The organism is Agrobacterium sp. P15N1-A (assembly GCF_044626815.1).
GTDB classification, from domain to species: Bacteria; Pseudomonadota; Alphaproteobacteria; order Rhizobiales; family Rhizobiaceae; genus Agrobacterium; species Agrobacterium leguminum.
Map to the genome: position 1 here is coordinate 81145 of NZ_JBIUPF010000006.1, position 12420 is coordinate 93564.

11 protein-coding genes are annotated in these 12420 nt (G+C 60.1%); 5 read left to right on the plus strand and 6 right to left on the minus strand.

Annotation, left to right across the window (positions count from 1 at the left end; translation table 11 throughout):
* Positions 1-26 precede the first annotated feature (26 nt).
* The 4 genes from ACIK7D_RS19780 to ACIK7D_RS19795 all read right to left on the minus strand — a co-directional run bounded on the left by ACIK7D_RS19780 (position 27) and on the right by ACIK7D_RS19795 (position 4854).
* Positions 27-1631, minus strand: a complete 1605-nt coding sequence (locus tag ACIK7D_RS19780; RefSeq protein ID WP_400157159.1) for an ABC transporter substrate-binding protein — start codon at positions 1629-1631, stop codon at positions 27-29.
* Between the two features lie 120 nt (positions 1632-1751).
* Entirely contained in the window at positions 1752-2939 is a 1188-nt protein-coding gene (locus ACIK7D_RS19785; RefSeq protein WP_269313030.1) for a Xaa-Pro peptidase family protein, read from the minus strand.
* Between the two features lie 554 nt (positions 2940-3493).
* Complete coding sequence (locus tag ACIK7D_RS19790; protein WP_174058452.1) at positions 3494-4243, minus strand: SDR family oxidoreductase; 750 nt, start codon at positions 4241-4243, stop codon at positions 3494-3496.
* Positions 4240-4854, minus strand: a complete 615-nt coding sequence (locus ACIK7D_RS19795) for a nucleoside 2-deoxyribosyltransferase (RefSeq protein ID WP_400157160.1) — start codon at positions 4852-4854, stop codon at positions 4240-4242. The genes ACIK7D_RS19790 and ACIK7D_RS19795 overlap by 4 nt, the downstream gene beginning before the upstream one ends.
* A gap of 176 nt (positions 4855-5030) precedes the next feature.
* Here ACIK7D_RS19795 and ACIK7D_RS19800 point away from each other — a divergent pair, with 176 nt between their 5' ends.
* The 4 genes from ACIK7D_RS19800 (at position 5031) to ACIK7D_RS19815 (ending at position 9129) form a co-directional block, all read left to right on the plus strand.
* Positions 5031-5657: a ribonuclease D gene (locus tag ACIK7D_RS19800; protein ID WP_174022528.1), complete on the plus strand. Its 627-nt coding sequence runs from the start codon at positions 5031-5033 to the stop codon at positions 5655-5657.
* 83 nt (positions 5658-5740) lie between these two features.
* Positions 5741-6970 (plus strand): hypothetical protein, encoded by a 1230-nt coding sequence (locus ACIK7D_RS19805; protein WP_400157161.1) that lies wholly within the window; start codon positions 5741-5743, stop codon positions 6968-6970.
* Positions 6971-7018: 48 nt separating this feature from the next.
* Positions 7019-7327 (plus strand): hypothetical protein, encoded by a 309-nt coding sequence (locus ACIK7D_RS19810; RefSeq protein ID WP_400157162.1) that lies wholly within the window; start codon positions 7019-7021, stop codon positions 7325-7327.
* A 254-nt stretch (positions 7328-7581) separates the two neighbouring features.
* Entirely contained in the window at positions 7582-9129 is a 1548-nt protein-coding gene (locus ACIK7D_RS19815) for a hypothetical protein (protein ID WP_400157163.1), read from the plus strand.
* 97 nt (positions 9130-9226) lie between these two features.
* Here the strand turns inward: ACIK7D_RS19815 and rpsA are convergent, their stop codons facing one another.
* Together rpsA and cmk are read right to left on the minus strand one after the other, a co-directional pair.
* Positions 9227-10927, minus strand: a complete 1701-nt coding sequence (rpsA, locus tag ACIK7D_RS19820; RefSeq protein ID WP_003522474.1) for a 30S ribosomal protein S1 — start codon at positions 10925-10927, stop codon at positions 9227-9229.
* 171 nt (positions 10928-11098) lie between these two features.
* Complete coding sequence (cmk, locus tag ACIK7D_RS19825; protein WP_400157164.1) at positions 11099-11758, minus strand: (d)CMP kinase; 660 nt, start codon at positions 11756-11758, stop codon at positions 11099-11101.
* Between the two features lie 199 nt (positions 11759-11957).
* Between cmk and ACIK7D_RS19830 the strand changes: the two genes are divergently transcribed.
* Entirely contained in the window at positions 11958-12344 is a 387-nt protein-coding gene (locus tag ACIK7D_RS19830) for a TIGR02300 family protein (RefSeq protein WP_003522472.1), read from the plus strand.
* Positions 12345-12420: the final 76 nt, after the last annotated feature.

A 12420-nucleotide genomic window follows, 5' to 3' on the forward strand; every position in this document is an offset into this window, starting at 1 on the left:
TCCTTCCGCGCGTCCGTTGTTTGGGATTATTCCGCGATGTCGACGTTTTCGAAGGTGAAGTCGCCAAGCGGGCTCATGGTGAAGCCGGAAACCTTGGCGGACATCGGAACGAACTGCGTGGAATGCGCAAGCGTCGCCCACGGAGCCTGTTCCTTGAAGATCACCTGCGCCTGCTCGTAAAGCTTGGTGCGCTCGGCAACGTCAGTCGCCTGCTTCGCCTTGGAAATCAGCTCGGAGAACTCCTTGTTGCACCACTGCGCACGGTTCGTGCCGCCTTCACCTGCCGAAGCGCAGGAGAGCAGAACGCCCATGAAGTTGTCCGGGTCACCGTTGTCACCGGTCCAGCCGAGGATGACGGCGCCGTCGCGGTTCACTTCGGTCGACTTCTTGAGGTATTCACCCCATTCATAGGAGACGATCTCGGCCTTGACGCCAACCTTGGCGAAATCCGCCTGGATGAGTTCGGCGGTGCGGCGTGCGTTCGGCATGTAAGGACGCTGAACCGGCATCGCCCAGATCTTCATCGAAAGATCCTTGACGCCGGCAGCTTCGAGAGCCTTCTTGGCCGCTTCCGGATCGTACGCATCGTCCTTGATGCTTTCGTTATAGGACCACATGGTCGGCGGGATCGGGTTCTTGGCAACCTGACCGGCGCCCTGGAACACGGCGTCGATGATGGCCTGCTTGTTCATCGCCATGTTCAGCGCCTTGCGGACTTCCGGCTTGTCGAAAGGCGCAACGGTGGTGTTATAGGCGAAGTAAGCGACGTTCAGACCCGACTGTTCATCGAGCTTGAGGTTCTTATCGGCGCGGATGGCGGCAAGGTCAGCCGGTGCCGGGTAAGGCATCAGGTGGCATTCGCCGGCCTTCAGCTTCTGCAGACGAACGGCGGCGTCCGGCGTGATCGCGAAGATCAGGTCGTCGATCTTCGGTGCTTCACCCCAGTAGTCGGCGTTCTTCTGGTAGCGGATGACCGCGTCCTTCTGATAGGCGACGAACTTGAACGGGCCCGTGCCGATCGGCAGGTTGTTGAAGTCTTCCTTGGTGCCGGCCTTTTCCAGCGTATCGGCATATTCCTTCGACACGATGGAGGCGAAAGGCATGGCGATATTGGCGAGGAACGGCGCTTCCGGACGCGTCAGCACGAACTTGACGGTGTAATCGTCGACCTTGACGATTTCCTTGATCAGCGACGGCATTTCCATGGAGTTGAAATATTCGTAGGTGATGCCTGCGATATACTGGTTCCACGGGTTCTTCGCATCGCGCTGGCGGTCGTAGCTGAAGATCACGTCATCGGCGTTGAATTCGCGGCTCGGCGTGAACTTGTCGTTGGAGTGCCACTTCACGCCCTTGCGCAGGTGGAAGGTGTATTCCAGACCGTCGCTCGAAACTTCCCATTTTTCGGCAAGGCCGGGCTCAACTTCTGTCGTGCCCTTCTTGAACTCGGTCAGGCGGTTGTAGACCGGATGCGCGGAAGCGTCGAAGGTGCCGCCAGCGGTGTAGGGCGACGGATCGAAGCCTTCCGGCGATGCCTCGGAGCAATAAACGAAGGTCTTCGCCATGGCGGGCATGGCGGAAGTGATCGCAATCGCAGAGGCGATAAGCAAACTGCGGGTCAGCGTTTTCATCTGGTGGTCCTTTCCCTCTTTTTCTGAGTTCCTGCGGCCCCGTCCGGGGGCCTACCTCTTCTGGTCAGCAGCGACGCGGGAGCTCCCATGTCGCCGTTCGGTCCTTTGCCTCCCGACCAATTACCCGGCGACCGGTTGAAACAACCGGTCGAGGTTCTTCTCCGGTGGGCAGAACCAGCGTGGTCCCGCCTCCGTCATATAGGCTATATCCTCGAGACGGACGCCGCATTCGCCATAAACGCACAGCATCGGCTCGATGGAAAAACACATGCCCGGCTCCAGCGCCGTGGCATTTCCTGCAACGATATAGGGTTCTTCGTGAATATCCAGCCCAAGCCCGTGGCCGGTGCGGTGCGGCAGGCCGGGAAGCTGATAATCCGGGCCGAAACCGGCCGCTTTCAGGCTGTCGCGCGCGGCCCTGTCCACATCCGAGCAGGCAGCGCCGACCTTTGCTGCGGCAAAGGCCGCCGCCTGCGCGTCGCGCTCGGCGTTCCAGAGGAAACGCTGCCGTTCCGTCGGTTTGCCGAAGACGTAGGTGCGGGTGATATCGGAACGATAGCCGTGAAGAATGCCGCCGAGATCGACCAGCACCATATCGCCTTCGCTGAGCGTCTGCGCATTGGGCACGCCATGCGGATAGGCCGTCGCCTCGCCGAACTGCACCGCCACGAAAAGCGGCTTCAGGCCAAGGGCAATATGCGCCGCATTGACGAAATCAGCGACTTCCGTAGTGGAAACGCCGGGACGCAGCCCCTCGAACACGGCCTTCTGCACGCCGTAACTCGCGTCCATCGCCGTCTGGATGATGGCGATCTCGGCTGCGGATTTGACCTGCCGCTGGGCGACGATCATCGGCTGGGCGGAAATGATGCGCCCTTCAAGACGCTGCATGAGGGCCGATGCGAAGACAAAGGGGGTGGCGGGATCGATGGCGACAAGATGGCCGGGACAGGTCAGCGCCTCAATGCGCCTTGCCATCAGGTCGAAGGGGCTTTCATCCTCTTCCCAGACGGCAACCTCACCCGCAATGCGGATGAGCGTCTGAAGCTTCGGCTCCTCGAAGGTCGGGCTGACATAGACCGGTACGCCTTCCGCCGGCACCAGCGCGCCGTGAATACGCTCGGAAAGACCAAGCGACAGGCCGGTATAATAGGTCAGCGACGATGATGCATCGAGCCAGACCGCCTTGATATTTTGCTGGATCATTCGCGCCTGCAGGCCGCGTAGTCGCAACCTGAACTCGTCTTCAGCGATCGATGAAACCGCGATCGGCTGAAACCGCTTCAGCGCCTCTTGAAAGTCTGCCATTCTCTCCCCGCCGCTTTCGGGCCGCAGACACAGGCGTGCCGGCAACCTCCCAAGCGTTCTTTTGCCCATGCTTAAACACAGGGCGGGGGGTAAGCAATGGCCCGGCATGGCACGCCACCACAAAACTGTGCAAATTTATCTAGACATAACGAAAATGTGATCGACGCACGCCTGATTTCAACGCTCGTTGCCTTGACGCAGAAATTCAAAATCCCCCGGAAATCCAAGGGGGAGACTGCGGACCGTCTTCAGCACCGAGCCGGTGCGCTGAAAGTCGACAGCCAAAAATATTCAAGGAAAAGACGCCCAGAAAAGGAAAAAGCCTGCCGCGGGAGGAGGTGCGGCAGGCTTCAAACTTGATCGGTGATTGGGAGGAGGAGTACCACCGATCCACATCGAGCGACGCTGGGAGGAGGAGTGCGTCGCTTCGATGATTTGAATATAGCGGTATCCGTGATTTTTAACAGAGCAAGTCTCGCAATGCAGCATTGCATTTCTGCATAGCTCGAAAATTCCTGCCCGGTTTTTCAGCACTCCCAAAAATCGCGGGAAAATCAGCTTTCCCGATAGACCTGGAAACCGGCGAAGGACTGGTTGACCGGCATGAGTTCGAGGCTGTTGATGTTGATATGCTTGGGCTGCGAGGCAACCCAGTGGATGGTGTTGGCAATATCGTCCGCCGTGATCGGATTGACGCCCTTGTAGAGATTGTCCGAGGCTTCCTGATTGCCGCCGGTGCGCACCAGCGTAAATTCCGTTTCGCACATGCCGGGCTCGATGGATGTCACCCGCACACCCTTGCCATGCAGGTCGGAACGCAGGCCGAGCGAAAACTGCCGCAGGAACGCTTTGGTGCCGCCATATACATTGCCGCCCGTATAGGGGTAATGCGCGGCCACAGACGAGAGGTTGACGACAATACCCTTGCGCCCGATCAGCGTTGGCAGCAGATGGTGGGTGATGTTCAGGAGACCGGTGATGTTGGTGTCCACCATGATCTGCCAGTCTTTCAAGGGCACCTGCGGTGCGGGCGCAGTGCCGAGTGCGAGACCGGCATTGTTGACGAGAACGTCGATATCGCGGAAGCCTTCCGGCAATCCGGACAGCGCCTTGCCTGTCGCCTCCTCGTCGGTGATATCGAAGGCGAGGCCATGAAAGGCGGAACCGAGCTCAGCGGAAAGCGCCTCCAGCCGTTCGGCCCGCCGGCCCGTGCCGATGACCTTCCAGCCCTCCTTGACGAAGCGCCGCGCCGTGGCCTGTCCGAAGCCGGATGTCGCGCCGGTGATGAGGATGGTTCCGCTCATGATGATGCCTCCACTCTATTGGTTTTTTCAGGGTCAATCGGTGTCAGTAATTTTTCGGCCGCCGCCGCGAGACAGCGCCTGTAGGCCTCGAGATCCGTATACCAAGCCTCTTCGGGAGCATCGCCAACGATGATGACGCCGCCGCGCCGCAAAATCCCGCCATGCAGCATGAGATTGTCGACCATGTCGAAATTCTCGATCGACAGCCCGTCTGGCCCGCGATAACGGCCCGTTTCATCCAGGGTGGCGACGCCGTCATAATGCGACTTGATGCGGGTGAAGTGATTGGCCGCGACATTGGTATAGGCGAAAACCGGCTTGCCCAGCGCGCACATGAAGCCCAGCTCATAGCTGGTTCCCGTATCGGCGGCGATGCCGCGGAACGGCGTGAGATTGGCAATCACCGCATCCGCTTCCAGCATCATCCGCTCATCGACGGCATTGATATTGCAGCCGTGACCGACCCTGGTATCCGCCGGCGGAATTTGCAGATCGCCCGGCGAAAGCGGCGTGAAACCGGCTTCCCGCGCCAGCGAGGCCTTGAGATCGAGCATTTCGCGCGCGTTCGGGAGGAAGACTTCCGGTCCGGCGAGATAGATTTTCTTTGTCATCGGGAATTCATGCGATTTGTCAGGAAAGGATTTCCCGACCCTAACCCGGGGACTTTCGCAAAGGCAAGTGCCAAGGGCATGCGGCGTGACGCACTGGGCGAGCCGATAAAACGGTATCGTCCCGCCGCTCTTTCCGTTATAGCCGGAGCAGGAAACTGGAATTTCTGGAGCAGGACATGGCAGCACCCATCCGTTACCACGAAGGCGATATTTCCGCCGAAGATGCCGCGCGTTACACCGGCGCCATCGCAATCGATACGGAAACGCTGGGGCTGGTGCCGCGCCGCGACCGCCTCTGCGTCGTTCAGCTTTCGCCGGGCGACGGCACGGCGGACGTCATTCGCATCGCCGCCGGCCAGAGGCAAGCGCCGAACCTCGTGCGGATGCTTGCCGACCCCGCCCGCCAGAAGATCTTTCACTATGGCCGTTTCGATATCGCCGTTCTGTTCCACACATTCGGCGTGACGACCACGCCGGTCTTCTGCACCAAGATCGCCTCGCGGCTGACCCGCACCTATACGGACCGGCACGGGCTGAAGGATAACCTCAAGGAAATGCTGGAAGTCGATATTTCCAAGGCCCAGCAATCTTCCGACTGGGCGGCCGAGACCCTGTCGCCGGCGCAGCTCGAATATGCCGCCTCCGACGTGCTGCACCTGCACGCGCTACGCGACAAGCTGACAGGTCGTCTCGTGCGTGACGGCCGCCTCGAGCATGCCGACGCCTGTTTCGCCTTTCTGCCGACGCGCGCGAAGCTCGACCTCCTCGGCTGGGAAGAAACCGATATTTTCGCCCATAGCTGAGCGAGCTCGCATCTGCTTTAAGCACTGATTTACCAGAATTGCCTATTCTCGGCCGCAACTTTGGCGGCCGGGGACTTTGAGGGATGATTACTCCGCTACAGCAGACGGCGGGCATTGCAGTCAGCGACCTCATGCGCTCGATGGTCGAAACCATCGAGGAACGCCAGCGCGAAGAGCAGGAAAAGGCCAACGGCACCAAAAAGGACGATGCGGTCAAGACGAACCCGCAGCCGGACGAAAGCCAGCGCGCCGCCAATGAGAAGATAAGCGCCTATCTCTTCGGCGTCATGAAGCCGGATGCCGATGCCTTCGCCTCGCTTGTCTCCCGCTTTTCCTCCGCGCTGGGCATCACACAGGAAAAGGACGAATCGAGCTTTTCCTTCGCGCGAAGACTTCAGGATGCGCTGACCCTGACCGATAGTTTCGAAAAAACCGATGCGCAGGGGAAAGCCACGAAGATTTCCCTGAAATCCTTCGGCGTTTCCGAGGCTGAGGTCGTGGACGTGCTGAACAATGGCGTCAACAGCAAGACCGATCCGATGGCCGCCCTTGCCGCCCGCATCGCAAAGGGTGCAGGCCTCACAGGCACGGAAGAGGATTTCGGCGAGCAGATGTCGAAAGCCATCATGGCCGCGCGCGCGACCCTGCCGAAAAACGTCGACGATCTGGAAGAATCGACCGGCCTCAAACAACTCGGCGTCTCCGCCCGGCAGATGATCTCCGCCATCGCCAACCCCCATGGCGATGAGGCGCGCGCCGTGAAGGATGCCTTGGACGAACAGGCGCAGGGCACCCGCTTCATGACGCGTGAAACCCTGAAGGTCATCCAGCGTCTCGAAGATGTCGCCGATCCGAAAACCAGGGAAGAGTTGCAGGCCGAACGCGGCAAGGATCGTATCGGCGAAATCAACGATGCCGAGGTGAAGGCCGAGCGGGAACAGGATATCCAGGCGCGCGATGCGCAGGGCAAGCTTGAAGACGTGCAGGAGCTCCAGGACGTCGTGAAGGAGCATATCGATGCTTCCGGCGACGAAAAAACGGAAGGCGTCGATCCGCAGGCGCCGGCCGACACATCGTCGGAAACGGCCCTGATCACCGTGCTTGCGGCTGCGCCTGCTGAGCAAGCCGCCCCGGCGGAAAACGAAAATGAGCCGACGGAGACAGACGCGGTCACCGATCCGGCCGATGCGGAAGACGACGGCGAAAAACTGCTCGATGCGCAGGCGCTTGTCGAAGATACCCGCAACGCCATTTTGCCGATCTCGATCGACGACAATGGCCTTTATGAACTGCTGAAGAAAAAGGCGGCATGATTGCCGCTTCCGATCGTCGCTTGAGCGAAACATGATGTGAGTTCAGACATGACCTATATTTCCGGCCTATCCGGCAGCGCCGTTTACGACACAGAACCCAATGCGGCGCAGGCGCTGCTATCCATGGCCGCCCCGTCGCTCGTTCCGGATGACGCGGCCTTCACCGCGCCCGCTGAGGAAGACAGCCTCATCGACCCCGTCAACATTCAACCGGATCGAAATCTTCCCAAGGCAAGCTGGCTCGATGCCATGCCGCCGGGAGCTTTTGCGACGGCACCCAGCGATCCCGACCATATTTCCTCGGTCAATTCCGACGATAACGGCCTTTACCGCATGTTCATCGGCGTTTCGCCCTGACCGGACGCGCAATTCCTTGGTTAGCCAAATCTTAATATCTGCAAGTCAAGATTGAGCCTGATGATTCTGTATGCGCTGCAACCGGCATTGCGGTGAGAAGCGTATACGGCGCTCCCGCATGAGCGGGCGAGATGACACCTGTCCATCACCGGCGCGGCGATTTTTCAACATTCAAGCCAGAAGCGGATCACAGAGCCAATGGGGATTGGCCCTTTCGCAGCCAGCGGCGGTCACCGATAGAAACGGAGCGCAGCATGTTACCGCCTGTACCGAAAATTGCGGCAACCGATGCCGCCTATGGAACCACGGTTTCACTGACACCGCGCGAGCAGGTGAAACAGACTACGCCGCCGCAACCAAACACTCCCGCCCCTGAAAACAGCAGCCTTTTTGCCCGCGCGGCAATCGCCTCCCTTACCAGCGAATTTCAACTCTCGCGCAGCACCGCCGTTCTGGCGGAAGCGCTCGGCAAGCTGATGAACCTGCCCCGGCGGGACGGCGAAGCGATCGAAACCTATGTGACGCGGCTGACGGAGGCGCTCCGCACCCTGCCCGCGCCACAACGTCTGGCGCTGGAACAGCAGGTCGGCAAGGCCCTGCAGGGCCTGACCCTTTCAATGCTTGCCGAAATCCTGAAACAGCCGACCGGGCCGGATGCTGCCCGCCTCGCGCTGCTGATCGAGCTTTCCCGTTACAAGGGAACGGACCTTGCGGCAAAGGCGGTGGTTTCCTCCTATCAGCAGAACAATTCCTCCAATCCCGCCCCCACGCAATCGGCCCAGCCGAAACAGCAGAACGCGCCGGGCCAGAATGCGGAAGCTCGCCCGTCTCCGGCCGCGACAGCGCAGGCCGCAAATTCCGCCACCGTCAGCCGGCTTCTGCCTCTGCTCATTGGGCCTCTCGCCCTCAGTGGCGCAGCGATGAAAGCAACGGTGGCGGCGCTGACGGCGCAACTGGACCCCCGGCCCACGCTTTCCACTCCGCCTGCCGACACACATGATACGCCGACCGTTGCCGCAAAACCGGATGGAAGAGCCGAAAACACGGCACGTCCGCTTCCGCCACAAATCGGCAGCGTGATGAAGGAAGTGTCGGCCGAGGCCCGCCCGGCAAATCCGCCCCGCGCCGAAACCGGCGAAGCCCGCCCGGCCCTTCCGCATCGAGAGACGATGAAGCCGGAGCAGAAAGAAATCCGCACGGGCCTTACCCCGCCATCCGGTTTGTTCGCAGACGACGCCGAGACCGTGAACAGCCTGCTGCTTGCCGCCACCGCCGGCAAACTTCCGCTCAAGCCGACCGGCACGCACGAGCCTCCGCCCGCGCCGCAGGGGGTTGCGCAGCAACCGCCCGATGATCAGCCCGCCGAAAAATCGTCCCTCGCAACAGCCGCCGCCCGCCCCTCGGGTGAGGAAACGGAAACTGCGGCCCATCGCCCCGAAGCCCAGCCGCTGCCGCGGGCCATGCTGGACCCGGAAGCGAGGATGGCGATGCTGGAGCAATCGGCTTCGCAATCGTTGATCGCCGCGGCTCTGGTAAAAGACGGCACACCGCTGCCGCTCGTCGCCTATCCTCCGGCGGATGAGGACTATGAATCGGAAACGCCGCCGCGCGGAGGCGGCCCGTTTTCCGAGGATGAGGCAAACGACGAGGCCGAAGCCGGCGCTGATAATTCCGACGCTCAGGACGAAAAAGAAGAGCGCATCGCCGCCAATGACGGGATCGACACGCAGGAAAGCCCGACGACGGTGGCTTCCGATGACAGTGCGGAAAATTATTATCTGAAGATGAGCGGCATGCTCTGAGGAACGCGCCGCTGCCCGCGCGCCGGTGCAAGCTGGAACCAACAAAAAACCCGCCGGAAAATTCCGGCGGGTTCTTCATTTCAAAGGATCGAAGCGATTATTCGCCGCGGTTCTTCAGAGCCGCGCCGAGGATGTCGCCGAGCGAAGCGCCCGAGTCGGACGAACCGAACTGTGCGACGGCTTCCTTCTCTTCAGCGATTTCCAGAGCCTTGATCGAAAGCATGACCTTGCGGTCCTTCTTCGAGAAGTTGACGACGCGGGCGTCGACAACCTGGCCAACCGAGAAGCGCTCAGGGCGCTGCTCGTCGCGGTCACGGGAAAGGTCAGCGCGACGGATGAACGAGGTGAGGTCTTCGTGGTTGACGAGCTTCACTTCGATGCCGCCATCGTTGACGCCGATGACTTCAGCGGAAACGACTGCGTTCTTGCGCAGGTCGCCGGACGAAGCGGCTTCGCCGACAGCATCCTTGCCGAGCTGCTTGATGCCGAGCGAGATGCGTTCCTTCTCAACGTCAACGTCGAGAACGACAGCCTTGACGACGTCACCCTTGTTGTACTCTTCGATGACCTGCTCGCCCGGACGGTTCCAGTCGAGATCCGACAGGTGAACCATGCCGTCGACATCGCCTTCGAGGCCGATGAACAGACCGAATTCGGTCTTGTTCTTGACTTCGCCTTCGACTTCAGTGCCGGCCGGATGGCTGTAGGCAAATGCCTGCCACGGGTTTTCCAGCGTCTGCTTGAGGCCGAGCGAGATACGGCGCTTGGACGGATCGACTTCGAGAACGACAACGTCGACTTCCTGGCTCGTGGACAGGATCTTGCCGGGATGGACGTTCTTCTTGGTCCAGGACATTTCGGAGATGTGGATCAGGCCTTCGATGCCCGGCTCCAGCTCAACGAATGCACCGTAGTCGGTGATGTTCGTGACCGTACCGGAGATCTTCTTGCCAACCGGGTACTTGGCGGAGATGCCATCCCACGGATCGGACTCGAGCTGCTTCATGCCGAGCGAGATGCGGTGGGTTTCCTGGTTGATGCGGATGATCTGAACCTTGACCTGCTGGCCAATGTTGAGGATTTCCGAAGGATGGTTGACGCGGCGCCATGCCATGTCGGTGACGTGCAGCAGGCCGTCGATGCCGCCGAGGTCAACGAACGCACCGTAATCGGTGATGTTCTTGACGACGCCGTCAACAACCTGGCCTTCTTCGAGGTTCTGAACGATTTCAGAACGCTGCTCGGCACGCGACTCTTCGAGAACCGTACGGCGCGAAACAACGATGTTGCCGCGACGCTTGTCCATCTTGAGGATTTCGAAGGGCTGCGGGTTGTGCATCAGCGGGGTAACGTCGCGGATCGGACGGATGTCGACCTGCGAACGCGGAAGGAAGGCAACAGCGCCGTCCAGATCGACGGTGAAACCACCCTTGACCTGGTTGAAGATAACGCCTTCGACGCGCTCGCCAGCTTCGAACTTGGCTTCGAGCTTGACCCAGCTTTCTTCGCGGCGAGCCTTCTCGCGCGACAGAACGGCTTCGCCGAGGGCGTTTTCGATGCGCTCGACGTAGACTTCGACTTCGTCGCCGACCTTCAGCGTGCCGTCCTTGGACTTCGCGCCGAATTCCTTCAACGGTACGCGGCCTTCAACCTTGAGGCCGACGTCGACGATGGCAACGTCCTTCTCGATTGCCGTTACGATACCCTTGGCAACATAGCCTTCGGCAAGATCGTTGGAGGCAAAGGATTCTTCGAGAAGCGCTGCGAAATCTTCGCGCGTGGGGGTAGATACTGACATGAAATCTCCTGATTGCATCCGCGCTATGGCGAATACAAAAGCGCCGGTGGGCTAGTGTTGTTGATACCCGACCCCATGCCCGCCTTTTCAAAAGGCTTTCCGGCGCAAGGACATGTCTTCGGGCAATTCCGGACTAAACGCGGACCGAAATGAAGCGGTTCCGCGAAAAACCTATTTCCTCAGGGCGGCGTCGATGATCGCCCGCGCGGCCTGAAACGCCGCCTCTATACTCATTTCCGACGTATCTAGCAAGTGCGCGTCTTCAGCCGGCTTCAACGGGCTGTCGGCGCGGCCCATGTCGCGCTCGTCACGTTTTTTCACTTCAGCGAAAATGGCATCATAATCGCCGCTGCCGCCATTGGCCAGAATTTCATCGTAACGGCGTCGCGCCCGCACATCCGCAGAGGCCGTGACGTAAAGCTTCACCGGCGCCTCAGGGCACACCACCGTGCCGATGTCGCGGCCGTCGAGCACCGTGCCCGGTTCTTTCGAGGCAAAACGCTGCTGCGCCTTCACGAGCGCACGCCTCACCGGCGTCATCACCGCGATTTTGGATGCGGCCTCGCCAATATCGTGCCGGGAAAGAACGGTGCGATCGAGCCCCGCAAGATCGACTTCCAGCGCGATCTTCTCAGCCACGGCCTCATCATCGAGCGGCAGGCCGGCATCCAGAAGCGCCTTGGCGGTCGCCCTGTAGGTCAGCCCGGTATCGAGATGGTGGAAACCATAGGTCTCGGCAATCCTGCGCGACAGGGTTCCCTTGCCCGCCGCAGCCGGCCCGTCTATGGCGATCGTGAAGGTCATGAAGCTTTCCGCCTGTGCATTCGTCATTCATATAATAGAGTGCGCAACGCCTTCCTATTTATATCAGCATCCCCGCATAGGGGTTGCGCCGAGGCGGGCGACACCCGAAGTTTGTCTTTGACACGAAAGAGCGCAACGATTAAGGGGACCGGCTATAAATTTTACCGTCTATGCCGGTTTTACGGCGTACACACCGAAACTCATTCGACAATTTGAGGCTTAGACAGTGGCAAAAGCGGAACTTGGTACCAAGCGCACAGACCCCGATACCGGCAAGAAGTTCTACGATCTGAACCGCGATCCGGTCGTTTCTCCCTACACCGGCAAGTCCTGGCCGCTCTCCTTCTTCGAGGAAAGCACCGCCCAGGCGAAGATGGAGCAGGCTGAAGAAGAGGAAGTGGCGGAAGTCGATACCGAAAACACGGAAGTCGAACTCGTCTCGCTGGAAGATGCCGATGGCGACAACAACGGCGACGATATCCCCGATCTCGGCGACGACGATGACGTCGAAATCGATGACGACGACGACACCTTCCTCGAAACCGACGACGAAGATGACGACGACGACATGTCCGGCATCATCGGCGTATCGGGCGACGACGAAGAAGCTTGATTTTACTTGATAATTCGGCCCGACGACAAAAAAATGACGCCGGGCCGTTTTTTATGCTTGCACTCGTCGGAAAGCC

Bases quoted from the DNA above. Each gene is read 5' to 3' on its own strand.
- ACIK7D_RS19780 (WP_400157159.1), bottom strand. From the start codon at position 1,631: ATGAAAACGCTGACCCGCAGTTTGCTTATCGCCTCTGCGATTGCGATC.
- ACIK7D_RS19785 (WP_269313030.1), bottom strand. From the start codon at position 2,939: ATGGCAGACTTTCAAGAGGCGCTGAAGCGGTTTCAGCCGATCGCGGTT.
- ACIK7D_RS19790 (WP_174058452.1), bottom strand. From the start codon at position 4,243: ATGAGCGGAACCATCCTCATCACCGGCGCGACATCCGGCTTCGGACAG.
- ACIK7D_RS19795 (WP_400157160.1), bottom strand. From the start codon at position 4,854: ATGACAAAGAAAATCTATCTCGCCGGACCGGAAGTCTTCCTCCCGAAC.
- ACIK7D_RS19800 (WP_174022528.1), top strand. From the start codon at position 5,031: ATGGCAGCACCCATCCGTTACCACGAAGGCGATATTTCCGCCGAAGAT.
- ACIK7D_RS19805 (WP_400157161.1), top strand. From the start codon at position 5,741: ATGATTACTCCGCTACAGCAGACGGCGGGCATTGCAGTCAGCGACCTC.
- ACIK7D_RS19810 (WP_400157162.1), top strand. From the start codon at position 7,019: ATGACCTATATTTCCGGCCTATCCGGCAGCGCCGTTTACGACACAGAA.
- ACIK7D_RS19815 (WP_400157163.1), top strand. From the start codon at position 7,582: ATGTTACCGCCTGTACCGAAAATTGCGGCAACCGATGCCGCCTATGGA.
- rpsA (WP_003522474.1), bottom strand. From the start codon at position 10,927: ATGTCAGTATCTACCCCCACGCGCGAAGATTTCGCAGCGCTTCTCGAA.
- cmk (WP_400157164.1), bottom strand. From the start codon at position 11,758: ATGACGAATGCACAGGCGGAAAGCTTCATGACCTTCACGATCGCCATA.